Annotated in this window: 20 protein-coding genes, 1 tRNA gene and 2 pseudogenes; 10 read left to right on the top strand and 13 right to left on the bottom strand. The window is 60.6% G+C overall.

Going from position 1 to position 23464, the window contains the following annotated elements; genetic code table 11:
• The first annotated feature begins 83 nt into the window (after positions 1-83).
• Positions 84-1426: pseudogene (gene pabB, locus AB4O16_RS25755) on the top strand (aminodeoxychorismate synthase component I).
• A 51-nt stretch (positions 1427-1477) separates the two neighbouring features.
• Here pabB and thrH read toward each other — a convergent pair.
• Positions 1478-2095 (bottom strand): bifunctional phosphoserine phosphatase/homoserine phosphotransferase ThrH, encoded by a 618-nt coding sequence (thrH, locus tag AB4O16_RS25750; protein ID WP_460156144.1) that lies wholly within the window; start codon positions 2093-2095, stop codon positions 1478-1480.
• 173 nt (positions 2096-2268) lie between these two features.
• On the opposite strand from thrH, the gene AB4O16_RS25745 reads away from it, so the two are divergent.
• The 3 genes from AB4O16_RS25745 (at position 2269) to AB4O16_RS25735 (ending at position 5897) form a co-directional block, all read left to right on the top strand.
• Entirely contained in the window at positions 2269-3009 is a 741-nt protein-coding gene (locus tag AB4O16_RS25745; RefSeq protein ID WP_460156143.1) for a phosphoadenylyl-sulfate reductase, read from the top strand.
• A 561-nt stretch (positions 3010-3570) separates the two neighbouring features.
• Positions 3571-5112 (top strand): NCS1 family nucleobase:cation symporter-1, encoded by a 1542-nt coding sequence (locus AB4O16_RS25740; RefSeq protein WP_160388777.1) that lies wholly within the window; start codon positions 3571-3573, stop codon positions 5110-5112.
• A 56-nt stretch (positions 5113-5168) separates the two neighbouring features.
• The gene (locus tag AB4O16_RS25735) at positions 5169-5897 is read left to right on the top strand and encodes an aspartate/glutamate racemase family protein (RefSeq protein ID WP_008017624.1); all 729 of its coding nucleotides are present in this window, start codon (positions 5169-5171) and stop codon (positions 5895-5897) included.
• 106 nt (positions 5898-6003) lie between these two features.
• On the opposite strand, the gene AB4O16_RS25730 is transcribed toward AB4O16_RS25735, so the two are convergent.
• Complete coding sequence (locus AB4O16_RS25730) at positions 6004-6927, bottom strand: LysR family transcriptional regulator (protein ID WP_160388775.1); 924 nt, start codon at positions 6925-6927, stop codon at positions 6004-6006.
• 124 nt (positions 6928-7051) lie between these two features.
• On the opposite strand from AB4O16_RS25730, the gene AB4O16_RS25725 reads away from it, so the two are divergent.
• Complete coding sequence (locus tag AB4O16_RS25725) at positions 7052-7798, top strand: 3-oxoacyl-ACP reductase family protein (protein WP_460156142.1); 747 nt, start codon at positions 7052-7054, stop codon at positions 7796-7798.
• A 62-nt stretch (positions 7799-7860) separates the two neighbouring features.
• Here the strand turns inward: AB4O16_RS25725 and AB4O16_RS25720 are convergent, their stop codons facing one another.
• The gene (locus AB4O16_RS25720) at positions 7861-8556 is read right to left on the bottom strand and encodes an HAD-IA family hydrolase (protein WP_460156141.1); all 696 of its coding nucleotides are present in this window, start codon (positions 8554-8556) and stop codon (positions 7861-7863) included.
• 273 nt (positions 8557-8829) lie between these two features.
• Here AB4O16_RS25720 and AB4O16_RS25715 point away from each other — a divergent pair.
• Positions 8830-11880 (top strand): annotated as a pseudogene (locus tag AB4O16_RS25715) (RHS repeat-associated core domain-containing protein); the annotation flags it as partial.
• A 20-nt stretch (positions 11881-11900) separates the two neighbouring features.
• Here the strand turns inward: AB4O16_RS25715 and AB4O16_RS25710 are convergent.
• The 6 genes from AB4O16_RS25710 to AB4O16_RS25685 all read right to left on the bottom strand — a co-directional run bounded on the left by AB4O16_RS25710 (position 11901) and on the right by AB4O16_RS25685 (position 15002).
• Entirely contained in the window at positions 11901-12116 is a 216-nt protein-coding gene (locus AB4O16_RS25710) for a hypothetical protein (protein WP_460156140.1), read from the bottom strand.
• Positions 12117-12189: 73 nt separating this feature from the next.
• Positions 12190-12387, bottom strand: a complete 198-nt coding sequence (locus AB4O16_RS25705; protein WP_460156139.1) for a hypothetical protein — start codon at positions 12385-12387, stop codon at positions 12190-12192.
• 16 nt (positions 12388-12403) lie between these two features.
• Entirely contained in the window at positions 12404-12862 is a 459-nt protein-coding gene (locus AB4O16_RS25700) for a YMGG-like glycine zipper-containing protein (protein WP_160388770.1), read from the bottom strand.
• Positions 12863-12974: 112 nt separating this feature from the next.
• Complete coding sequence (locus tag AB4O16_RS25695; RefSeq protein WP_160388769.1) at positions 12975-13343, bottom strand: bacteriocin; 369 nt, start codon at positions 13341-13343, stop codon at positions 12975-12977.
• 1003 nt (positions 13344-14346) lie between these two features.
• The gene (locus tag AB4O16_RS25690) at positions 14347-14535 is read right to left on the bottom strand and encodes a hypothetical protein (RefSeq protein ID WP_032829518.1); all 189 of its coding nucleotides are present in this window, start codon (positions 14533-14535) and stop codon (positions 14347-14349) included.
• 146 nt (positions 14536-14681) lie between these two features.
• Positions 14682-15002, bottom strand: coding sequence for a YbjQ family protein (locus AB4O16_RS25685; protein ID WP_160388768.1), 321 nt, complete (start codon positions 15000-15002; stop codon positions 14682-14684).
• A gap of 156 nt (positions 15003-15158) precedes the next feature.
• On the opposite strand from AB4O16_RS25685, the gene AB4O16_RS25680 reads away from it, so the two are divergent.
• A complete protein-coding gene (locus AB4O16_RS25680) occupies positions 15159-15743 on the top strand; it encodes a hypothetical protein (RefSeq protein ID WP_160388767.1) in 585 nt (194 codons plus the stop codon).
• Between the two features lie 93 nt (positions 15744-15836).
• Here AB4O16_RS25680 and AB4O16_RS25675 read toward each other — a convergent pair.
• Positions 15837-15926 (bottom strand) — tRNA-Ser (locus AB4O16_RS25675).
• A gap of 308 nt (positions 15927-16234) precedes the next feature.
• Here AB4O16_RS25675 and AB4O16_RS25670 point away from each other — a divergent pair.
• From AB4O16_RS25670 to AB4O16_RS25660, 3 genes are all read left to right on the top strand, one after another.
• Entirely contained in the window at positions 16235-16924 is a 690-nt protein-coding gene (locus AB4O16_RS25670) for a crotonase/enoyl-CoA hydratase family protein (RefSeq protein WP_160388766.1), read from the top strand.
• A gap of 215 nt (positions 16925-17139) precedes the next feature.
• A complete protein-coding gene (locus AB4O16_RS25665) occupies positions 17140-17862 on the top strand; it encodes a lysophospholipid acyltransferase family protein (protein WP_160388765.1) in 723 nt (240 codons plus the stop codon).
• A gap of 161 nt (positions 17863-18023) precedes the next feature.
• Positions 18024-18995 carry a magnesium and cobalt transport protein CorA gene (locus AB4O16_RS25660; protein WP_160388764.1) on the top strand — a complete coding sequence of 324 codons (972 nt, stop codon included), beginning with the start codon at positions 18024-18026 and terminating at the stop codon, positions 18993-18995.
• Positions 18996-19131: 136 nt separating this feature from the next.
• Here the strand turns inward: AB4O16_RS25660 and AB4O16_RS25655 are convergent, their stop codons facing one another.
• The 3 genes from AB4O16_RS25655 to AB4O16_RS25645 all read right to left on the bottom strand — a co-directional run bounded on the left by AB4O16_RS25655 (position 19132) and on the right by AB4O16_RS25645 (position 23324).
• The gene (locus tag AB4O16_RS25655) at positions 19132-19854 is read right to left on the bottom strand and encodes an amidotransferase (protein ID WP_460156138.1); all 723 of its coding nucleotides are present in this window, start codon (positions 19852-19854) and stop codon (positions 19132-19134) included.
• A gap of 95 nt (positions 19855-19949) precedes the next feature.
• Positions 19950-22094: a 3-hydroxyacyl-CoA dehydrogenase NAD-binding domain-containing protein gene (locus AB4O16_RS25650; protein WP_160388762.1), complete on the bottom strand. Its 2145-nt coding sequence runs from the start codon at positions 22092-22094 to the stop codon at positions 19950-19952.
• A gap of 24 nt (positions 22095-22118) precedes the next feature.
• Positions 22119-23324, bottom strand: coding sequence for an acetyl-CoA C-acetyltransferase (locus AB4O16_RS25645; protein ID WP_160388761.1), 1206 nt, complete (start codon positions 23322-23324; stop codon positions 22119-22121).
• Positions 23325-23464: the final 140 nt, after the last annotated feature.

Here is a 23464-nt window from a genome sequence, read left to right as displayed (position 1 = left end):
CTTCTTTCCGACATCCCTCTAGGACCAAATCCTACAGGGGTCTACAATCGCCACCCCGCCTCGATGGCTGATCTCCCCCGCCCATGCTGACCTGTTCCGTACACCCGCTGCCCTATTGCGCCAACCCCGCCGAGTACTTCGCGGCGATTCGCCATGCCCCCGGCGCCGTACTGCTCGACAGCGGTCGCCCCAGCGCCGACCGCGGTCGCTATGACCTGCTCAGCGCCTGGCCGCTGGAACAACTGACGGTATCGCCCGACGAAAGTGGCGAGGCGTTCCTGCAACGCCTGCGCGACAACCTGACACGGCTCGGCAAAGCCGCTCTGCCGGCATCTTATGAGCTGCCGTTTGCCGGTGGATTGATCGGCTACCTGAGTTACGACTTTGGCCGACACCTGGAGCGCCTGCCGAGCCAGGCGCGGGACGACCTGCAACTGCCTGACGCGCGTTTCGGCCTGTACGGCTGGGCATTGGTCAGCGATCACCTTGCGCTGACCAGCCAGTTGGTGTTCCACCCGACACTGCCCGGCAGCGAGCGTCAGCGCCTGATCGAGCTGTTCGTCCAGCCTGCACCGCAAGCGGTTGCGCCATTCAGACTGCTCACGCCGATGACGGCCGACTTGAGCGCGGACGAGTATCAACAGGCAATCGAGCGCATCCAGCAATACATTCAGGCCGGCGACTGTTATCAGGTCAACTTCGCCCAGCGTTTTCGTGCGCCCAGCCAGGGTGATCCGTGGACCGCCTACTGCGCGCTGCGCGAGGCGTGCCCGACGCCTTTTCCGGTTTCCAGAGCCTGCCCGACGGCGATGCCGTACTCAGCCTGTCGCCGGAACGCTTCGTCAAAGTCAGCCAGCGCCATGTGGAAACCCGCCCGATCAAGGGCACCCGCCCGCGCGGCCTGACGCCCGGGCAAGACGCCGCGAACGCCGCCGAACTGCTGGCCAGCCCCAAGGACCGCGCGGAAAACCTGATGATCGTCGACCTGCTGCGCAATGACCTCGGCCGCACCTGCCGCATCGGTTCGGTACGGGTACCGGAATTGTTCAGCCTGGAGAGTTACCCGAACGTGCATCACCTGGTGAGCAGCGTCACCGGTGAACTGGCGGACGACCGCGACGCCCTGGACCTGATTGCCGGCAGCTTCCCCGGCGGCTCGATTACCGGCGCGCCAAAGATTCGCGCCATGCAGATCATCGACGAACTGGAACCGACCCGGCGCGGGCTGTATTGCGGTTCATTGCTGTACCTGGACGTGCGCGGCGAAATGGACAGCTCGATCGCCATTCGCAGCTTGCTGGTCAAGGACGGGCAGGTCTGTTGCTGGGGCGGCGGCGGGATTGTCGCGGATTCCGAGTGGCAGGCCGAGTATCAGGAATCGATCACCAAGGTGAAGGTGCTGCTCGATACCCTGCAAAACCTCTGACACAGCGCTTTTGTGGTGAGGGGGCAAGCCCCCTCACCACAGGGGATCGGGTTACAGGCTCAAGGTCCGGTTCGAAGCCTTGATGAACTCCTGCTTCAGCTCCTCAAACGTGTGCACCGCCGGGAACTGCGGGAACTCTGCAATCACGTTATCCGGCGCATGGAACAGAATCCCGGCATCGGCCTCGCCCAGCATCGTGGTGTCGTTGTACGAATCCCCCGCCGCGATCACCCGGTAATAGAGGCTCTTGAAGGCCAGGACCGACTGACGCTTGGGATCTTTCTGACGCAGCTGGTAGCCAGTGACTCGCCCGCTGTCGTCAGTAATCAGACGATGGCAGAGCAAGGTCGGGAAGCCCAGTTGGCGCATCAGCGGCTGGGAAAACTCATAGAAAGTGTCCGACAGAATCACCACCTGGAAGCGCTCGCGCAGCCAGTCGACGAATTCGATGGCGCCGTCCAGCGGCTTGAGCGTGGCGATCACTTCCTGGATGTCGGAGAGCTTCAGGCCGTGCTCGTCGAGAATCCGCAGGCGCTGTTTCATCAGCACATCGTAGTCGGGAATGTCCCGGGTGGTGGCCCTGAGGGATTCGATCCCGGTTTTTTCGGCGAAGGCGATCCAGATTTCCGGAACCAGCACACCTTCAAGATCCAGACAGGTAATTTCCACAAGACACTCCCATTTGTATTGATTATTGAGTCGAGCGAGCAAAAAGACTGCCGAACTCTAGCGACTCGGGCCTGCCTGCGCAACGCAGAGGATGCCCCGGCCCGTGCAGCTTTTTGTTACCATCGGCCCCATATAGAGCGCCCAGCGCCACCGACCTGTAGGAAGCCGCCCTGATGAGCCCAACGTTCGACGTCGTGGAACTCGCCACGACCTATGCCAACAAATCCGCCCAAGACATTCTGAAACTCGCGTTTGCCGAGTTCGGCGATGACCTGTGGATATCTTTCAGCGGCGCCGAGGACGTGGTGCTGGTGGACATGGCCTGGAAGCTGAACAAGAACGTCAAGGTATTCAGCCTCGACACTGGCCGCTTGCACCCCGAGACCTACCGTTTCATCGATCAGGTGCGCGAGCACTACAAGATCGACATCGAGCTGGTGTCGCCGGACTACACCAAACTCGAACCTTTCGTGAAGGAAAAAGGCCTGTTCAGCTTCTACAAGGACGGCCATGGCGAATGCTGCGGCATCCGCAAGATCGAACCGCTGCGTCGCAAGCTGTCCGGCGTGAAAGCCTGGGCCACCGGCCAGCGTCGCGACCAGAGCCCCGGCACCCGCAGCGCTGTGGCGGTGATGGAAGTCGACACCGCCTTCTCCACCCCGGAACGCACGCTGTACAAGTTCAACCCGCTGGCACAAATGACCAGCGAAGAGATCTGGGGCTACATCCGCATGCTGGAGCTGCCGTACAACAGCCTGCACGAGCGCGGTTTCATCAGCATCGGCTGCGAGCCCTGCACCCGCCCGGTCCTGCCGAACCACCACGAGCGCGAAGGCCGCTGGTGGTGGGAAGAAGCGACCCAGAAAGAATGCGGGTTGCATGCCGGCAACATCATCAGCAAATCCAAAGCTTAACCCCCTGTAGGAGCGAGCCTGCTCGCGATAAACCCGAGAACGCAGCGGGGTATCTGGCACCCCGCGTTATCGTTAACGACCATCGCGAGCAGGCTCGCTCCCACAGTGTTCTCTGCTGCCCACAAAAATGTGTACACACGAATGTCACCATCGGTGCCATTTATGTGTGCACTTTTTGTTTCTACGCCCCCAAAAGTTACATCCCTCCGCCCACCTGGCGTCGCCGCGTTTCTCCCTTCCTGAAAATAAATACCTGTTCAAACGGTCAATTTATATTTCATTTTTTTCAGCAGCTTGGCGGAACGCCATAACAAAACGAAATGAACAGCACCCGGCATAGAACCTCCGGCTGGCATGGAACTGGCTTAAGTGCATACATGTTTTGTATACAATCAGATCAAAACATACACACACTTTAGATCCGCAAGCCTGAAGCGCCCTATCCCGTACAGGCTGCAGATGCCCCGTAACCAATGATATTCGCTACACCGCGACGAAGATTTGTCGAGCTACGCGCTCATGCACAGTCATCGCGGCGTCGAGCATCAGGAGCCTGCCGGAATGCGTACTAGTCTCTCAAACAACAATATCGCGCTGGATCTACCCTCCTCCCATTCCACCCACACCGCCGACAATCAGGCGCATCACGCCCCCGTCGTGCTGAGTCCGAGGCTGCATAACAAGGATCTGGCGCCAACCAAGGCCGAAGGCCGGCGCTGGGGGCGCTACAGCATCTTTGCGCTATGGACCAACGATGTTCACAACATCGCCAACTACTCCTTCGCCATCGGCTTGTATGCGCTGGGTCTGGGTGGCTGGCAGATTCTCCTTTCGCTGGGGATCGGCGCGGCGCTGGTGTACTTCTTCATGAACCTCTCCGGCTACATGGGCCAGAAAACCGGTGTGCCGTTTCCGGTCATCAGCCGGATCAGTTTCGGCATTCACGGGGCGCAGATTCCTGCACTGATCCGCGCCGTGATCGCCATCGCCTGGTTCGGGATTCAGACGTACCTTGCGTCCGTCGTCTTTCGCGTGCTGTTGACGGCGGTCCACCCCGGCTTCGCCGACTACGACCACGACTCGATACTCGGCCTGTCGACACTGGGCTGGGTGTGTTTCGTCGCGATCTGGTTCGTGCAACTGGCGATCCTTGCCTATGGCATGGAGATGGTGCGGCGCTACGAGGCGTTTGCCGGCCCGGTGATCCTGCTGACCGTCGCCGCCCTCGCCGCCTGGATGTACTTCCAGGCCAACGCGACCATCGCCTGGTCGATCCGCGAACCGCTGACTGGCGGCGAGATGTGGCGCAACATCTTTGCCGGCGGCGCGTTGTGGCTGGCGATCTACGGCACCCTGATCCTCAACTTCTGCGACTTCGCCCGCTCTTCGCCGTGCCGCAAGACCATCAAGGTCGGCAATTTCTGGGGCCTGCCGGTGAACATCCTGGTGTTCGCCGCCATCACCGTCCTGCTCTGCGGCGCGCAGTTCCAGATCAATGGCCGGATCATCGAAAGCCCGACCGAGATCATCGCCTCGATCCCCAACACCTTCTTCCTGGTGCTCGGTTGCCTGGCGTTCCTGATCGTCACCGTGGCAGTGAACATCATGGCCAACTTCGTCGCCCCGGCGTTCGTCCTCAGCAACCTGGCGCCCAAGTACCTGACCTTCCGCCGCGCCGGCCTGATCAGCGCGACCATCGCCGTGCTGATCCTGCCGTGGAACCTCTACAACAGCCCGCTGGTGATCGTGTATTTCCTGTCCGGCCTCGGTGCCCTGCTCGGCCCGTTGTACGGCGTGATCATGGTCGACTACTGGCTGGTTCGCAAAGGCCAGGTCAACGTGCCGCAGTTGTACAGCGAAGACCCCGACGGCGTGTATTACTACAGCCGCGGCGTCAATTTGCGCGCGGTGGCGGCGTTCATTCCCGCCGCCCTGATCGCCATCGTCCTGGCCCTGGTGCCAGGGTTCCACAGCGTGTCGCCGTTCTCCTGGCTGATTGGTGCCGGCATCGCCGGGATGCTCTACCTGATCATCGCCAAACGCCAACCGCACTACGCCGATGTCAGCGGCGAAACCATCGCGGTCGACAACGTCAGTCATTGATCCCGCCGCGGCCTGACCCTGTCGGGCCGCAGAACCCTCTGCAATAAGGACTCCCCATGCGCATTCTCGTGGTCAACGTCAACACCACCGAATCCATCACCCAGGCCATCGCCCGCTCGGCGCAGGCCGTCGCATCGCCCGGCACGGAAATCGTCGGCCTCACCCCGCACTTCGGCGCCGACTCCATCGAGGGCAATTTTGAAAGTTACCTGGCGGCGATCGCGGTCATGGACCGAGTGATGTCCTACGACCAGCCTTTCGACGCGGTGATCCAGGCCGGCTACGGCGAGCACGGCCGTGAAGGCTTGCAGGAGCTGCTCAACGTGCCGGTGGTGGACATCACCGATGCCGCCGCCAGCACGGCGATGTTTCTCGGTCACGCCTACTCGGTGGTCACCACCCTCGACCGCACCGTGCCGCTGATCGAAGACCGCCTCAAGCTCTCCGGCCTCTGGGACCGTTGCGCCTCGGTCCGGGCCAGTGGTTTGGCGGTGCTGGAGCTGGAGCACGAACCGCAACGCGCTCTGGAAGCCATCGTGCATCAGGCCGAACTGGCGGTGACCCAGGACAAGGCCGAAGTGATTTGCCTGGGCTGCGGCGGCATGGCCGGGCTGGACGAGCAGATTCGCCGGCGCACCGGCGTACCGGTGGTGGACGGGGTGACGGCGGCGGTGACCATTGCCGAGTCGCTGGTGCGGCTGGGGCTGTCGACCTCGAAAGTGCGGACCTATGCAACGCCGCGGCCGAAAAACATCATTGGTTGGCCGGCTCGGTTTGCCCGATAAACCGCGTTATCGTTCATCGCGGGCAAGCCCGATCCCACAGGGTCCAGTGCAGTCCCTGTGGGAGCGGGCTTGCCCGCGATTGGGGCACCTCGGTCTCAAGCCAGACTCAGACCGCACTGAACCGCTGCCCCAGCCCCCGCTCGGCAAACTGCTCAATGACGAATTCGACAAACGCCCGGGTCTTGCCGGGCAGCAGCTTGTGTTCGGCGTAATAGATGGAGGTGTGGCCGTCGTCGATGTACCAGTCCGGCAACACCCGCTGCAACCTGCCCGTCTCCAGGTATCCCGAGGCGAATGGCATGCTCACCAGCGCGATGCCCAGACCTTGGGCGGCGGTGACGCAGGCCGCCTCGGAATCGCTCATGGTCATCCGCGTCTTGAGCGTCAACGGGCTGTGATGCTGATTGCGATGGGTCAACTGCCAGGAGCGCACGCGACCGGTTTGCGGCGAGCGGATCAGAATCCCGTCATGGCGCTTGAGGTCATCCGGTTCGCTGATCGGCTCATGCGCCTCCAGATAAGCCTGCGAAGCCACCAGCACCCGATGCGCCGGACTCAGCTTGCGCGCAACCACGCCCTGGGGTAATTCGAAGCCACCGCCGATTGCCGCGTCGAACCCCTGCCCGATCAGGTCGACCTGGCGGTTGTCGAAATGCCAGTCCGGGTTGATCGCCGGGTATCGCCGCAGAAACTCGCCGAGCATCGGCACTATGTACAGGCAGCCAAATACCGTGCCCATGCTGACTTTCAAGGTGCCCGCCGGCTGACCTCCGGCGCTGGCGAGATTGGCCACGGCGTTCTGGATCGTGTGCAGACTGCCGCTGACTTCGCCGAGAAACAATTGCCCGGCTTCCGTCAGCGTCAGCCTGCGCGTGCTGCGCTGGAACAGTCTGACGCCCAGGCGTGCCTCGAGCTTGGCAACGCTCTTGCCCACCGCCGCCGGTGTCAGGCTCAGGCGCCGCGCAGCTTCAGCGAAGCTGCCGACCTCGGCGCTGCGTACAAAGCATTCGATACTGCTGAAGGTTTCCATAGGCGCCACTATAAACTTCTGGTTTACACAGACTATCGTAATCATGGTCTACACAGCAGGTAATCCCGAATCGATACTAGGCTCCATCAACCGGGACATCTCGCCTCGGGACTTGGAGACAGACATGACTACTCAGAACCTCAGCGGCAAAGTGGCATTGATTCAAGGTGGTTCCCGCGGCATCGGTGCAGCCATCGTCAAGCGCCTGGCCGCTGAAGGCGCGACCGTTGCCTTCACTTATGTCAGCTCGACGGCCAAGGCTGAAGAACTGCAAGCCGGCATCACCGCCAAGGGCGGCAAGGCCCTGGCCATCAAGGCCGACAGCGCCGACGCCGAGGCGATCCGCGGTGCCGTGACCGCCACGGTGGACGCCTTCGGTCGCCTGGACATCCTGGTCAACAATGCCGGTGTACTGGCCGTCGCTCCGCTGGCCGAGTTCAAGCTCGAAGACTTCGACCAGACCCTGGCCATCAACGTGCGCAGCGTGTTCATCGCCACCCAGGCCGCCGCCAAGCACATGACCGAAGGCGGTCGCATCATCAACATCGGCAGCACCAACGCCGACCGCATGCCCTTCGCCGGTGGCGGCCCCTACGCCATGAGCAAGTCGGCGCTGGTCGGCCTGACCAAAGGCCTGGCCCGTGATCTCGGCCCGCAAGGCATCACCATCAATAACGTGCAACCGGGCCCGGTCGACACCGACATGAACCCGGCCCACGGTGACTTTGCGGACAGCCTGATCCCGCTGATGGCCGTGGGTCGTTACGGCAAGGCTGAAGAAATCGCCAGCTTCGTCGCCTACCTTGTCAGCCCTGAAGCGGGCTACATCACCGGGGCCAGCCTGACCATCGACGGTGGTTTCGGCGCCTGATGCACTAAACGCAAAGCAAATGTGGGAGCGGGCTTGCTCGCTCCCACATTTTTTATCTGGCGTCAGGCCCAATCCAGCGCCGGCAAACCAAAAGCATCCGGCTCGAACGCCTTCAACGTACGAAGAATGCCGTCGGCGTGTGCGTACTTTGCGTCCGCCATTGCCGCATCCGGAATGGCGATCGCCGTCATCCCCGCCGCTTTCGCCGCGGTGACACCAAAGGGCGAATCCTCGAACACCAGGCAATCCTCGGGCGCGACGCCCAGGCGCCGTGCCGCCGTCAGGAAAATATCCGGTGCCGGCTTGGCCGCGCCGACCTCGGGGTCATCGGCGGTGACGATGAAGTCGAACAGGGCGAACCAGTCGCGGTGCAAGGTGGTTTTCTGAGCGAACGACTGGCTTGAGGAACTGGTGCCGACGGCAATGGGAATGTTGTTGGCCTTCAGATGCCGGACCAGCTCCTGTGCGCCAGGCATTGCTTGCGCTGCAGGAAAGCGCTCGCGCATCAGCGGCTCGCGGACCACCAGGAACTCTTCGGCGGTCATCGGCAGGTCCAGTGCTTCAACCACATAGCGCGCCAGATCGCCGGCACCGCGACCGATGATGTTCTGCTTGATGCTCCAGTCGAACGTTCGGCCGTAACGCGCGGCGATGATGGACGTGACTTCGGTGTAGATGCCCTCCGTGTCCAGCAACAAGCCGTCCATATCGAAAATCACGGCCTTGATCGGGCCGAATGCTTTCAGGGGTGCATTCATCGCATCTGATCCGTTTTCGCAGGCACCGGGCGGCTCGGATACGGCCGGCTGCCCGAATGGATTAAAGGATTCAGCAGCATAACGAGCGCTGCTGGCTCAGAGCAACGATGAAATCCCGATCCAGGGCGAATGGCTCTCGTGATTTAGCGAATTGACCTACGCCAAACGCTAACTTTCCTGACTTCTTTTCTCGTAGATCCTGCTCAGAGTCTCACGTCCTACATTCCGCCAAGCGAAAGTCTGCAGATGTTCGATCCCAAAAAGGCCCACGACGGCCCGGTGTCGATGGTCACCGGCGAAGTGCTACTGACCCTCACGGACGGCACGCTCGACGGGATCTTGTCATTCGACTTCACCCGCCTCTATCGCACCCGCGTCGTCGAACTCGACAGTGGCCTCGGTTTTGGCTGGCGTCACTCGCTGTGCCAACACCTGGAATTCCACGGCGAGCAAGTGCTGTGGATCGACCCCGAAACCCGCCGCACGCCATTTCCATGGCCGACGACTGCGCGCCCGGTGATCCACGACAGACTGACGCAGGCGGCGATTTACCTCGGCGAAGAGCCGGACGAACTGGTCATCGCACCCGCCGGCGACGCGCCACGTTTCTTTCATTTTCTCGACGGCCGACTGAGCGTGATCAGCGACGCCTGCGACAACCGCCTGACGGTACAGCGCGACAGCCTTGGGCGGATTGAGCGCCTGGACAGCGGCGCCGGCCGTGCCTTGTCGCTGCGTTACGACCTCAAGCATTTGGTGGCCGTCGACTATCAGGTGTTTCAGCGCTGCGGCCCCCAAGCGCACACCTGGCGCACCGAGCAAACACTCGCCAGCTACCGTTACGACGCCCGTCATCGCCTGATCGAGGCAACCAACGCCGCGGGTGAAAGCGAACGCTACGACTACGACGAGCAGCACGTCATCCTGCAACGCCAACTGGCGGGTGGAGCGAGTTTCTTCTGGGCGTGGGAACGCTCCGGCAAGACTGCCCGCTGCATCCATCACTGGGCTTCGTTTGCGCAGATGGACGTGCATTACGCCTGGGACGATCAAGGCTGCGTGACGGTTTACCACACCGACGGCAGCGAAGAGATCTACGTTCATGACGACCGCGCGCGACTGGTGTGCCAGGTCGGGCAGGACGGCGGTGTGCAGCACAAGGCTTACGACGATCAGAGTCGCCTGATCGCCGAACAGGACGCTCTGGGCGCCGTCACCGAATACCATTATGACGAAGCCGGTCGACTGGTCGCGCTGCTTGCGCCGGATGAGGCGCCCGAGTTCTTCGAGTATCGCCACGGTTTCCTGCACGCTCGCACCCGCGGCCAGGCGACGTGGACCTATCAGCGCAATGCCAGGGGCGACATCACTGCCGTCACCGATCCCGACGGGCATGTCAGCCGCTACTGCTACGACCCGCAGGGACGCTTGCTGACGATCCGCTTACCCGACCTCAGCGAGCACCGGTTTGCATGGAACGCCTTGGGGAAATTGCTTGAAGAGACCTTGCCCGATGGTGGCCGGCGCATTTTTTCCTACGATTCGCTGGGGAGGCAGATGACCCGGCAGGACGAACACGGAGCCATCACCTCGAACGAGTGGGACGCCGCAGGTCGACTGACCCGCACCACCCTGCCCACCGGGGCCTGCCGTGCCTGGCGCTACAACGCCTACGGCCAGGTCATCGCCGACACCGACGAACTGGGACGGGTCACCCGTTACGAATACGCCGACGACCTGCACCTGGTCAGCCGCCGGATCAACCCTGACGGCAGCACGCTGAAGTACCGCTATGAGCATGCGCAACTGTTGCTCACCGAGATCGAAAACGAAGTCGGCGACACTTATCGCCTGGACTACAGCCCAGGCGGATTGATCCGACAGGAGACCGCCTTCGATGGACGTCGTACCGCCTACAGTTACGACCTCAACGGCCAGTTGGCGGTAAAAACCGAGTTTGGCGACGATGGCACACAGTTGGTGACCGCCTATCAGCGTGACAGCGCCGGGCGGTTACTGGTCAAAATCCTGCCCGATGGGGTCAAGGTCGAGTACCGCTACGACAACCTCGGTCGCCTGATCAGCGTCGATGATGGCCAGGACCCTGCGCTGCGGTTCGAATACGACCTTCAGGATCGACTGCTCACCGAGCATCAGGGTTGGGGAACCCTGGGTTACGACTATGACGTCTGTGGCCGGCTCAAGGGCCTGCGCCTGCCAGATGCTTGTGTCCTCGTCTACCACCGCGTCAAAGGCGGTGCCCTCACTGCCATCGACCTCAACGGCAGGCGCCTGACCAGCCATCGTTTTGTTGGCGGGCGCGAGGAGCGGCAACGCCAACAGGGCCTGCTGCTCAGCGATTACGCCTACGATGAGCAGGGCCGTTTGCAGACCCATTCCGTCAGCCAGAAACAACGACCGCTGTACCACCGCGAATATGCCTACAGCCCCAAGGGCAACCTCTTGCAGATTGTCGACAGCCGCCACGGTGCACGCCGTTATCAATACGATGCACTCGACCGCCTGATCGGCGTACGTCACGCTCGCGACCAGTACGCAGAGAACTTCAGCCACGACCCGGCCGGCAACCTGCTGATCCATGACCGTCCCGGCCCCTGCGTGCTGCGGGGCAACCGTCTGATCCGCAATAACGACAGTCACTACGATTACGACGCCTTCGGCAACCTGATCCGCGATCGCCGTGGTACTCGGTCCCAGGTCACGCAATACACCTACGATAACCAGCACCGCCTGATCGGCGTCAGTACTGCGGACGGTAAAAGTGCCAGCTACGGCTACGACGCCTTCGGTCGACGCATCCGCAAAACCGTGGACGGCTACACCACGCAATTCTTCTGGCAAGGCGACCGGCTCATCGCCGAAAGCGGCCCCGGGCACTACCGCAGCTACGTCTACGAACCCGGCAACTTGCGCCCGCTGGCGCTGCTCGATGGCAAAGGCCGCGCTGAGGCCTGCCCGTTCTACTACCAACTCGACCACCTCGGCACCCCGCTGGAACTGACCAGCTACAGCGGCGCCATCATCTGGACAGGCAAATACACCGCCCACGGCAAATTTCGTGGCGATGACCGCGGACGATTCGAACAGCCGCTACGGTTTCAGGGGCAATACTTCGACGCCGAGACGGGTCTGCATTACAGCCGTCATCGCTACTATCATCCGGACTCAGGTCGCTACTTGACGCCGGCTCCGCTCGGGTTGGCCGGTGGGTTGAACCCGTATCGGTACAGCCGAAATCCGACGGGATGGGAAGATCCGCCGGGGTTGAACGACCCACTCAGGTCGATTCCTGCAAATTCCTGAGTAATCAAGCCCGGGCATTCTCACGGTTGCGTCGAAACAGACCGCTCTGGCGAGCCATCGGCATCGGCATCTTCGCGATCTCGCGGGACTGCCTCGACATCGTCATCGCTCGGCACTTGCTCCACGCCTGCATCGTCGTCCGGCGGACGCTGGTCGCGACTCAAGGGATCGGTAGGTGACGGCAGCGGATATTCCGGAGTGTCATCATCGTCGAAAACTTTCGGATCAGTGCTCATATCGCACCTCTCATTTGATCTGAAGTGCAGGACGGGACGATGGCCGCGCTTGTCCAGAGAGACAAGCGCTCAATCAGTCTTCGTCCTCTTCCTCGTCTTCAAACTCAATATTGCCCACATCGCCCGCGTCATCGGCATCGTTAAGCGGCACTGTCGCGTCATCCATCAGCGACCCGGGGTCTTCATTGCCCGGATCGTTGATATACGGCTGTCCGCTCGGGTCTTTTTCTTCCTTGGTTTTTTCTTCCTTGCTTTTCGTTTCCGAGCTCATGGGATGCCTCGCTCAATCAGTGATGCTTTTTGTGGTGTTTGTTCGAGTGTTTATGCCCGCCACCGGAATGGGAGCCGCCACTGCCATCCCCCAGGTCATTGCCGATCGCACCACCGGCCGCACCGCCAACACCTGCGCCGATGGCCGATCCGGTCGAGCCGCCAAGACTGTTGCCGAGCAGCGATCCGCCCGCCGCGCCCAAGCCGCCGCCTACGGCCGCTTCAGTGCGATTGCGCTTGGGCGCGGCAATGGCACCGCCGGCCGCGCCGCCGACACCCGCGCCGACCGCTGCACCCGTACTGCCACCGACCTGACCGCCGACAACGTTGCCCAGCACCCCACCCAGACCACTGCCCACTGCGGCATCGCCATTGCCTCCTGCCAGCGCTGCCTGAGAGACCAGCAATCCAAAAACAATCGCAGGCAACATCAATCGTCGAGCTACGTTTTGCTTGCCGCCGGTTTCCGTGTTCATGGCACGCCTCGCTTTCTTCAAGGGTATGGAAGATTTGAGCCGCGCCAGCGTGAAACGTTCATATATGAAAAAGCCCGGCATAAGCCGGGCTCTTTTCATATCTGGATCAGCATCAGTGACGCTTGTGACCCTTGGCCAGGTTGCTGCCTACGCCGCCGCCCAATGCACCGCCCAGGCCTGCACCGATGGTGGAACCGGACTTGCCACCCAGGCTGTTACCGATCACCGAACCACCGGCCGCACCGACACCACCACCAATGGCTGCGCTGGTGCGATGACCCTTCTTGGCGGCAACCGCGCTGCCCGCCGCGCCAGCGACGCCCGCACCAATCGCTGCGCCCGTGCTGCCGCCCATCTTCTGGCCGACAACGTTACCCAATGCGCCGCCCAGGCCACCGCCCAGCGCGGCAGTGCCGTCGCCAGCCATTGCACCTTGAGCAACCAGAAGCCCCAGAACCAGAGCGGGCAGTGATAAACGCATGACAAAAACCTCAAAAATAGGGGTAAACAAAAAAAGGGGGCGAGATTGAATGCTGTTGCGCGGACAACTTCGCGATTGGCGACGGTTGGACAGCATTTATGCAAAAGGTTTTATCGCGGACAAAAAAAAGCCCGCTGGGGAAACGGGCCAGATGTTGCTTTCTAACGGATGAGTCGAGCCTACGCAGGGTGTTGTGAAAAGTTTGTGAAAGATCAGGCCCTTGAAAATCCTGTTACAGACATGAAAAACCCCATTCAAAGACGTAATGCTGTTCACTTTACGTTGGAGGGCTCCAGGTGGATATTTGGATTAGGTGTATATCCATTCCTGCGGTCACGGCCACCTATGGTTTTGCTCTTACAGCGAGTCACTTGGAAAAGCCTGCGCAGAACCTCCACTCGGCCTCTCGATATAGGGCAAGAAAATCAAAAAGCCAAAGCCAAAGCGAGGCGGCCTGACAGCCGACCTGATTGCAGGTCTGTGCGCGATCCAATTGTAGGAGCGCGCCTGCTCCGGGCGGCGTTCCGACGATGGACTTCCAGACAACGCAGTCATCCAGACAGGGCGCTTTATCGTTGGCGACCATCGCGAGCAAGCTCGCTCCTACAGGGAAACGTGTTCACTAGAAACAGGTCGGCTGTCAGGCCGCCTCGCTTTGCTTTTGATCGTGGCGCCCCGTTAAACCACGATGGCCGAACGCAGGCATTGCGTAGCGGCTAAACCGGCAGGACGCCGGTTTAGCCGCGCTGGGCCATGGATGGCCCAGCGCGGCGACCCACGGAGCAATGCCGGAGAGAGGGCATGCCGAGCCTAGGCGAGGCACCGAGTGGTGGGGCAAGAGCCTTTTGGTTCCTTTTTGGCGTTTGAAAAAGGGACTCGCCGTAAGGGCGAAACCATAAGTGGCCGTTACCGCAGCAATGGATATCCCCCCAATCCAGTTTTTAACAACCCCATGCTTAAGTGAACAGCATTGCGTTCAAAGACGGGGTTTGCCAGCGTTCGTTCACTTCCTGACCGGCGCTGTCACCTTGGGCAGGAATTTGCCCTTCAGTACCCGGCACGCCCTGGTCTTGATCTTGTCGACCTCTGTCTGGTCTTCGCCGAAACTGGCCACATACTGGGTCTGGCCACACCGCACACTGTTGTTGATCGGAAACTCTGCACCATCGTCTTCGATATACGGATCAGCCATCTCTTCACCCCTTTTCAAGAAGCGCGATCGACACCGGCAAGCCCTTTGCCTGAAAGAATATCGATCGCCAAGGTTTTTGAGACTAGCCGGTCACTAACGGACTTGCCGTTCGGACTCTTCCATGACCGACGAATGGCGGCGCACGTTCAGCGCAACTTGACCGCAGTCCCGGTGACAAACACCACGACCATCCCGCCCTTGCCAGCCGGCATGCTGATCTCGTAATCGAGCCCCACCACCGCGTCCGCCTGAAGCGCCCGCGCCCGCTCCTTGATTTCATCGGTGGCCTGAATGCGTGCTTCCTGCAACGCTCGCTCCAGCGTCTGGGAGCGCCCGCCGAAAAAGTCGCGCATCCCGGCAAACACGTCGCGAACGACGTTGATCCCCTGCACCGACTCGGCGCTGACGATGTCCAGGTAAGCCGTAATTTGCCGGCCTTCAATGGAATGGGTTGTGGTGGTGATCATTGCTGTTTGTTCCTGTTCAGAAGATCAGCCAGCGTATCAAAGACCGGCACCGTCACGCTTATTCTGCCGGCGGCATGATCAAATCTGGCGCGGCCAATGCCGGAGTGCCCTGCTGCTATGCTGAAACATCGGTTCCCTGCACTGGAGACCAGCAGCATGGCAGCAGAAGGCAATCATTCCCCGATCCCTTTCAAGGTGCTGGCCTACGTGGCCGCAGGCTTCCTTATTGCCTTGATAATTGCCACAAAGTTGCTCGACACCTACTTCGACATGACGTTGCTGGCAGATACCAAGACCTGGTTGCTGGGTGCGTGGAGCTGGCTGGGTTTGGAAACGCCAGTACCGAATTGGTCACTTCTGCTGATTTTCGTGGCTTTGGTCATTGCCTTGGCTGTAGCGATTTACTTCTACCGCACCACTGATGGCGTTTACGGCGAGCTACATGAGATAGAGCGAAAGATCTACAAGAACAACAACCCTCAGTTTCCACAACTGACAGACAACCAAACGCTGCTGATGGAAGCCTTGGCCTATCACGCAAACTTCAGAAAAATTGCAAACCTGGACTCCATTTGCAAACTTGTCTCACTGAGCAAAGTGGAAGTGGAAGACGGCCTGAAGCAACTCCAGGTTAAACACCTGGTGATGCAAAAAGTGACCCGGGGTACGTTCGGCGCTACCACTTTTGAACTGACCCTGGCAGGCAAGGACTATGCGTTGGAGCGACTTGATCTGACGTAGCAGAGTCACTCGCAAGTGGCGGGATATCAGGAGTAGTACAGCCGAAAAAGAAAAACCCCCGCAAACCATAAGTTTGCGGGGGTCTTCAGAATGTGGCGGTGAAGGAGAGATTCGAACTCTCGATACAGTTTCCTGTATACACACTTTCCAGGCGTGCTCCTTAAGCCACTCGGACACTTCACCGTATCTCTTCAAACATGTTCTGTCTGTCGAGGCGCGCTAATGTAGTCGAAAGCTTTTCCGATGGCAAACATTTTTTTCAGAATTTTCATGCGGTTAACGCGATTCGGCGTTTGCGCTCGTTCCGGGCCATGGCAAACCGGCCAATCTTCGGCTTCGCGCGCTCTTCTATATAGAGGGGAATGCGCAGCAGGCATGGCGGGCTACGCGTGGCGGGCAGGCAAAGGGTGACTGGCGGGTCAGTCACGGCGCTTTACCTGGCCTGCGGCGGTGGGTAACGTCTGCCCAACTTTAATGAAAGGAATAGCGTCATGAGTGAGTTGATTTCCTACCATCTCGAAGACGGTATCGCGACCCTGACCTTGAGCAATGGCAAGGTCAATGCCATCTCCCCGGATGTGATTGCCGCGTTCAACGCTGCGCTGGATCAGGCAGTGACTGATCGTGCGGTGGTGATCATTACCGGCCAGCCAGGCATTCTGTCCGGCGGTTATGACCTGAAGGTGATGACGTCCGGTCCTAAAGAAGCCGTGGCGCTGGTGACCTCCGGCTCGACCCTGGCCCGTCGCCTGTTGTCGCACCCTTTCCCGGTGATCGTTGCATGCCCGGGACACGCGGTGGCCAAGGGCGCATTCCTGTTGTTGTCGGCCGACTATCGCATCGGTGTGGACGGTCCGTTCAGCATCGGCCTCAACGAAGTGCAGATCGGCATGACCATGCACCACGCAGGCATCGAGATCGCCCGTGATCGCCTGAACAAGGTGGCGCTTCAGCGTTCGGTGGTCAACGGTGAGATGTTCAACCCACAAGGCGCCGTGACAGCCGGCTTCCTTGATGTCGTGGTGGCGGCTGACGAACTGCAGGGCGCGGCACTGGCGGCCGCTCGCCAGTTGAAGAAGATCAACATGACCGCGCACAAGAACACCAAGTTGAAAGTGCGCAAAGCGCTGCTGGAGGCTCTGGACAACGCAATCATCCAGGACCAGGAACATTTGGGTTAAGCCCGGATCTGCTGCAATGAAAAGCCCGACCGTCGTGTCGGGCTTTTTCATTCAGATCCAGTGTTGAACGCCTGTGACCGCTCTAGATCGCATCTGACCAATGAGTCGGAAACATCAGCTCAAACATCGGCTATCTCCCGCTTCCCCGGGAGCAATTGCCGAAAACAGTGCACATCCGTACACTGCGCCACCTTTTGTCCCGGTGGGGCCTGTAAATGCTGTTTTTGTTGCGTATGTCATTGATGGGCTTGCACTTTATCGTGGCGGGTGTGCTGGGTGTGATTCTCGGCCTGTGCCGGCCCTTCAACCCGGACAACAGCCGTCTGTGCGCACGCCTGTACGCATGGCCGGCCATGCGTATCTTGCGTTTGCGGGTGAAGGCCGACGTCGGGCCGTTGATGGATAAACCTGACAGCTGCGTGATCATCGCCAATCATCAGTCCAACTACGATCTGTTTGTGTTTGGCAACGTGGTGCCACGCCGTACCGTGTGCATCGGCAAAAAGAGCCTGAAATGGGTGCCGCTGTTCGGGCAACTGTTCTGGCTGGCCGGCAACGTACTGATCGACCGCGGCAATGCGCACAAGGCGCGCCAGTCGATGCTGACCACCACCCACACCCTGCAGAACAAGGACACCTCGATCTGGGTTTTCCCGGAAGGTACGCGCAACCTGGGTGAGGACTTGCTGCCCTTCAAGAAAGGCGCCTTCCAGATGGCCATTGCCGCCGGAGTGCCGATCGTGCCGGTGTGTGTCAGCAGTTACGTCAAACACATGCGATTGAACCGCTGGCGCAGCGGGAACATCCTGATTCGCTCGTTGCCGGCGATTCCCACCGCCGGATTGAGCCTGGACGACATGCCCCTGCTGATTGCCCGGTGCCGCGAGCAGATGCGTGAATGCATCGAGTCGATGGACCGGCAACTGCAAGCCGCCTGAACAAAAAACCCGCCTGGTGCGGGTTTTCTTTTGCCTGGAGACTTTACCTGCGAACTCGGCAGATTTAACTGACTCTCAAACACTTGCGAGGCTAAGCTGGTCGACACTGCCGTAACATTTGTTGCCAATTGAAATCTGCCAAGAAGAAGTGAACCACCATCATGGGTAGAGTTGTTGCTGCTGCGGTTTATAGCGCCGGTAAGAAAGTCACCAATATCACCCTCGACGAAGGCGCAGCCTGGGCGGCCAAGCCCGGCCACTTTGTCTGGATCGGCCTCGAAGAGCCGAACGCCGAGGAACTCTACAACCTGCAACGCCAGTTCAACCTGCATGAACTGGCCATTGAAGACGCCCTGGAAAAGCACAGCCGGCCGAAGCTGGAAACCTTCGGCGATGCGCTGTTCATCGTGACGTATTCGCCCATCAGGGAAGACGGCAAGCTCAAGTTCATCGAGACGCATATCTTTGCCGGCAATGGCTACATCATTACTGCGCGCAACGGCCACTCGGCGTCCTACGCCTACGTCCGACAACGCTGTGAGGCGCGTCCGCTGTTGCTTGAGCACGGGGAAGATTTCGTACTCTATGCCATCCTCGATTTCGTCATTGAAAACTACCAGCCGATGGGCGAGGCGATCCACGCCGAGATCGATGAGCTGGAACGCAACGTGATGTGCAGCGCGCTGAATGAGCGTGACATTCAAAAGCTTCACAGTCTGCGCCGCGATGTGTTGCGTTTGCGTCGGTTTGCCGCGCCGATGGTGGAAATCGGTGAAGAGCTGCAAAAGCTGAGCTTCCCGTTCATCGACAAAAACATGCGCCCGTACTTTCGCGACGTGCAGATCCATGTAACACGGCAGATGGAAGACCTGACGACCCTGGCGGACATTGCCAGCCAGACGATTGAGGTCGGGGTGCTGCTGGAGGCCTCGCGCCAGAGCGTGGTGCAACGCAAGTTTGCAGCCTGGGCGGCAATTCTGGCCTTCCCGACGGCGGTGGCGGGGATTTACGGGATGAACTTCCAGAACATGCCGGAGTTGACCTGGCACTACGGCTATTTCGGGGTGCTGGGGTTCATTGCGGTGGGATGCGTGGGGTTGTGGGCGAGTTTCAAGAAGTCCGGGTGGTTGTAAACGCCCAAGGGCGTCGCTGTGTGCCTGGTTCTACGCGTTATCGTTCACGACCTTCGCGAGCAGGCTCGCTCCCACAGTGGATCCTCTGTGTTGCAGGGATCAATGTAGGAGCTGGCTTGCCAGCGAAGCTTTTGCTTCAAGCCGTTTGAGGCTTGTGCGCAACAAACCGCATCATCCACTCGGCCACCGTCGCGCCGTGGTGCTCGTGTTCGAGGCTCGAAATACCTTTTGAGTAGATCTGCTGGCCCAGCGCCTCCTGGCGAATGTCCAACAGGGCACGGGAGTAGTCGTGGATGAATTCCGGATGCCCCTGGAAGCACAGCACCTGATCGTTGATGTGGTAGGCGGCATACGGGCAGAAATCGCTGGAAGCGATGACCGTAGCGTTCTCCGGCAGCGACGTGACCTGGTCCTGGTGGCTGATCAACAACGTCAGCTCTTCACGTACCGGACTCATCCATGGCGCCTTGGCGGCCATTTTGTAATTGTGCGTACCGACACCCCAGCCCTGGGTCGCACGCTCGCTCTTGCCACCGAGCAGCAATGCCAGCAACTGATGGCCGAAGCACACGCCCAGCAGCTTGTCGCCGCGCTCGTAGCGGGTCAGCAGGTATTTCCTGAGGGTTTCGATCCACGGGTCGGTGCCGAAGGAATCGGCCTTGCTGCCCGTTACCAGGTAGGCGTCGAATGTCAGGTCGTCGCTTGGGTATTCACCCTGCACCACGTTGTAGACCGTGAACTCGGCGGCAATCGGCTGCTGCGAAAACAGGTGTTTGAACATCTGCCCGTAGCCCTGATATTGGTCAACCAATTCCGGACGCAGGTGGTCGGTTTCCAGAATGCAGATGCGTAACGACATAAAAAATACCTGACACGTGATGGGAATAATGCACACCCCAGAGCCTGCCCTGAAACACCGTCACAAGGCAAGCCCGGAAATGCATCATCACGCCCTTAGAAGGCCTCCCCTTTCGCGGCCTTCTCCAGCAGCAAGGCCGGTGGCGCGAACCGCTCGCCATACTGCCTGGCCAGGTACTGGGCGCGGGCGACAAAGTCCTCCACGCCGTACTGGTTGATGAACTGCAGCGCACCGCCGGTCCAGGCGGCGAAACCGATGCCGAAGATCGAGCCGATGTTGGCGTCCGCCGTCGAGGTCAACACGCCCTCCTCCACACAGCGCACGGTTTCGATGGCCTGCACGAACAGCAGGCGATCACGTACATCCTTGGGCGAAATCTGCCCGTCGGCTTTCTCGAAACGTGCCTTCAGCTCAGGCCACAGATGTTTCTGGGCGCCCGCCGGATACTCGTAGAAACCGCCACCGGCAGCCTTGCCCGGGCGCTTGAACTCATTGAGCAGCAGGTCGATCACCGCGAACGCAGGGTGCTCCGTCAGCGGTTTGCCTTCTGCTTGCAGGTCTTTGGCCGTTTGCTGGCGGATATGGTTCATCAGGCTGAGGGAAACTTCGTCAGAGATCGCCAGCGGTCCTACAGGCATGCCGGCCTTGCGCGCTTCGGTCTCGATCATCGCCGCGCTGACGCCCTCGCCCAGCATGGCAATGCCTTCGTTGGTGAAGGTACCGAACACCCGCGAGGTGAAGAAGCCGCGGCTGTCATTGACGACGATCGGGGTTTTCTTGATTTGCAGGACGTAATCGAAGCCGCGGGCCAGGGTTTCGTCGCTGGTATTGGCGCCCTTGATGATTTCCACCAGCGGCATTTTTTCCACGGGGCTGAAAAAATGCAGGCCGATGAACTTGCTCTGGTCGGGCACCGCGCACGCCAGGCCGCTGATCGGCAAGGTCGAGGTGTTGGAGGCGATCACCGCGTCCGGGCCGACAACTTTCTGTGCAGCCAACGAGACCCTGGCCTTCAACTCACGATCCTCGAACACGGCCTCGATGATCAGGTCGCAACCGGCGAGATCGGCATCGCTTTCAGTGGGTTGAATGCGCGCCAGCACGCTATCGCGTTGCTCGATGCTCATTTGTCCGCGAGCGACTTTCTTGTCCAGCAGCGCCGCCGAATGTGCCTTGCCCTTCTCGGCGGCGGCGAGGTTGATGTCCTTGAGCACCACATCGATGCCGGCCGACGCGCTGACAAACGCAATGCCGGCACCCATCATCCCGGCGCCGAGCACCCCGACCTTGCGCGTGACATACGGCGCAAAGCCTTGAGGCCGCGAGCCGCCAGCGTTGATTTCGTTGAGCTGGAACCAGAACGTGCCGATCAGGTTCTTCGCGACCTGACCCGTGGTCAGTTCGGTGAAGTAGCGGGTTTCGATCAGGTGCGCCGTGTCGAAATCCACTTGGGCGCCCTCGACCGCCGCGCAGAGGATCTTCTCCGGCGCGGGCATCGTGCACTGGGTTTTGCTGCGCAGGATAGAGGGTGCAATCGCCAGCATCTGCGCGACTTTCGGACTTGACGGCGTACCGCCCGGAATCTGGTAACCCTTCACGTCCCAGCGCTGCACCGCCACCGGGTTGGCCAGGATCCACTCCCGTGCCTTGGCCAGAAGGTCTTCGCGATCGCTCGCCAACGCGTCGATCAATCCGGCCTGCAATGCCTGCAGCGGGCGGACTTTCTTGCCTTCGAGCAGGTACGGCAGGGCTTTTTCGATCCCGAGCATGCGCACCATGCGCACCACGCCACCACCGCCTGGCAGCAGGCCGAGGGTGACTTCCGGCAGGCCGAGCTGCACCGATGGATTATCCAGCGCCACGCGATAATGGCAGGCCAGGCAGATTTCCCAGCCGCCGCCCAGTGCTGCGCCGTTGATCGCCGCGACCACCGGCTTGCCAAGGGTTTCCAGGGTGCGCAACTGTGCCTTGAGGGTCAGCACCATGTCGTAGAAGGCTTTGGCTTCGGGTTTGCCGACCTTGATCAATTCATTGAGGTCGCCGCCAGCGAAGAACGTCTTCTTGGCCGAGGTGATGATCACGCCGGCGATGCTGTCCTTCTCGGCCACCAGGCGCGCAACGCAGTCAGCCATGGCCTCGCGGTACACCGCGTTCATGGTGTTGGCGCTCTGGCCCGGCATGTCGATGGTCAGGACAACGATCTGGTCCTGGCCTTTTTCGTAACGAATGGCTTCGCTCATATCTAGGTTCCTTGAAATCCGCGCTCAGAGGCGTTCGATGATGGTGGCAATGCCCATGCCGCCGCCGACACACAGGGTCGCGAGGCCATAACGCAGGCGCCGGGCTTCCAGCTCATCGAGCAGCGTGCCGAGAATGGCGCAGCCCGTGGCGCCCAGCGGGTGCCCCATGGCGATGGAACCACCGTTGACATTGACCTTGTCCGGGTCGACGGCCATGTCCTTGATGAATTTCAACACCACGGATGCGAATGCCTCGTTGACCTCGAACAGATCGATGTCTTCGACCCGCAGCCCGGCCTTGGCCAACGCCTTGCGGGTCGCCGGCGCGGGGCCTGTGAGCATGATGGTCGGATCGGTGCTGGTGACCGCCGTGGCGACAATCCGCGCCCGCGGCTGCAGGCCCAGCGCCCGGCCCTTGGCTTCGGAACCGATGAGCATCAGCGCCGCGCCATCGACGATCCCGGAGCTGTTGCCGGGGGTGTGCACATGATTGATCCGCTCGACATGGCTGTAGACCCGCAGCGCGGTGGCATCGAAGCCCATCTGCCCCATCATCTCGAAACTCGGCTTGAGCTTGCCCAGGCCTTCCAGGGTCGATTCGGCGCGGATGAATTCATCGTGATCGAGCAGGATGATGCCGTTCTGGTCCTGCACCGGCACCAGCGACTTGTTGAACGAGCCATCGGCCCGTGCCCGCGCAGCCTTTTGCTGGGAATGCAGCGCGTAGGCATCGACGTCCTGGCGGCTGAAGCCTTCAAGGGTGGCGATCAGGTCGGCGCCCACGCCTTGCGGAGTGAAATGGCTGTGCAGGTTGGTTTGCGGGTCCAGCGCCCAGGCTCCGCCATCGCTGCCCATCGGCACCCGGGACATCGACTCGACACCGCCGACCACCACCAGGTCCTCGTAACCGGAGCGTACTTTCATCGCGCCGAGGTTGACCGCTTCCAGCCCCGAGGCACAGAAACGGTTGATCTGTACCCCCGCCACACTGACATCCCAATCGGCCACCTGCGCGGCGGTCTTGGCGATGTCCGAGCCTTGATCACCGATCGGCGTCACGCAACCGAGCACCACGTCATCGACCTGGCTGGTGTCCAGGGCCGTGCGCTGTTGAAGCGCCGTGAGCAGACCGGCCACCAGGTTCACCGGCTTGACGCTGTGCAAGGCGCCATCGGCCTTGCCTTTGCCACGGGGCGTGCGTAACGCGTCGAAAATCAATGCTTGGGTCATGACGTCCTCGAACCGCAGTGCAGGAGAGTAAAAACACAGTGCCCACTCTTGGCCCGAGCCGCGTTTGATTCAATGACCGCAGCGCTCACAGACGTTGACGCACACGCTCAGACGGACGGTAGTCAGCTACCGGTTTGACC

It is taken from the genome of Pseudomonas sp. S2_H10, assembly GCF_054668285.1.
The sequence above is the reverse complement of the archived record's forward strand: the minus strand, read 5'-3'. Positions and strand labels throughout refer to the sequence as shown.

Excerpts from the sequence above, each read along its gene's own strand:
- AB4O16_RS25710 (WP_460156140.1), bottom strand. The coding sequence starts at position 12,116 with ATGAGCACTGATCCGAAAGTTTTCGACGATGATGACACTCCGGAATAT.
- AB4O16_RS25695 (WP_160388769.1), bottom strand. The coding sequence starts at position 13,343 with ATGCGTTTATCACTGCCCGCTCTGGTTCTGGGGCTTCTGGTTGCTCAA.
- AB4O16_RS25725 (WP_460156142.1), top strand. The coding sequence starts at position 7,052 with ATGACTACTCAGAACCTCAGCGGCAAAGTGGCATTGATTCAAGGTGGT.
- AB4O16_RS25655 (WP_460156138.1), bottom strand. The coding sequence starts at position 19,854 with ATGTCGTTACGCATCTGCATTCTGGAAACCGACCACCTGCGTCCGGAA.
- AB4O16_RS25730 (WP_160388775.1), bottom strand. The coding sequence starts at position 6,927 with ATGGAAACCTTCAGCAGTATCGAATGCTTTGTACGCAGCGCCGAGGTC.
- AB4O16_RS25685 (WP_160388768.1), bottom strand. The coding sequence starts at position 15,002 with ATGATCACCACCACAACCCATTCCATTGAAGGCCGGCAAATTACGGCT.
- AB4O16_RS25735 (WP_008017624.1), top strand. The coding sequence starts at position 5,169 with ATGCGCATTCTCGTGGTCAACGTCAACACCACCGAATCCATCACCCAG.
- AB4O16_RS25645 (WP_160388761.1), bottom strand. The coding sequence starts at position 23,324 with ATGACCCAAGCATTGATTTTCGACGCGTTACGCACGCCCCGTGGCAAA.
- AB4O16_RS25705 (WP_460156139.1), bottom strand. The coding sequence starts at position 12,387 with ATGAGCTCGGAAACGAAAAGCAAGGAAGAAAAAACCAAGGAAGAAAAA.
- AB4O16_RS25665 (WP_160388765.1), top strand. The coding sequence starts at position 17,140 with ATGCTGTTTTTGTTGCGTATGTCATTGATGGGCTTGCACTTTATCGTG.
- AB4O16_RS25690 (WP_032829518.1), bottom strand. The coding sequence starts at position 14,535 with ATGGCTGATCCGTATATCGAAGACGATGGTGCAGAGTTTCCGATCAAC.
- AB4O16_RS25720 (WP_460156141.1), bottom strand. The coding sequence starts at position 8,556 with ATGAATGCACCCCTGAAAGCATTCGGCCCGATCAAGGCCGTGATTTTC.
- AB4O16_RS25745 (WP_460156143.1), top strand. The coding sequence starts at position 2,269 with ATGAGCCCAACGTTCGACGTCGTGGAACTCGCCACGACCTATGCCAAC.
- AB4O16_RS25680 (WP_160388767.1), top strand. The coding sequence starts at position 15,159 with ATGGCAGCAGAAGGCAATCATTCCCCGATCCCTTTCAAGGTGCTGGCC.
- AB4O16_RS25660 (WP_160388764.1), top strand. The coding sequence starts at position 18,024 with ATGGGTAGAGTTGTTGCTGCTGCGGTTTATAGCGCCGGTAAGAAAGTC.
- AB4O16_RS25700 (WP_160388770.1), bottom strand. The coding sequence starts at position 12,862 with ATGAACACGGAAACCGGCGGCAAGCAAAACGTAGCTCGACGATTGATG.
- AB4O16_RS25650 (WP_160388762.1), bottom strand. The coding sequence starts at position 22,094 with ATGAGCGAAGCCATTCGTTACGAAAAAGGCCAGGACCAGATCGTTGTC.
- AB4O16_RS25740 (WP_160388777.1), top strand. The coding sequence starts at position 3,571 with ATGCGTACTAGTCTCTCAAACAACAATATCGCGCTGGATCTACCCTCC.
- AB4O16_RS25670 (WP_160388766.1), top strand. The coding sequence starts at position 16,235 with ATGAGTGAGTTGATTTCCTACCATCTCGAAGACGGTATCGCGACCCTG.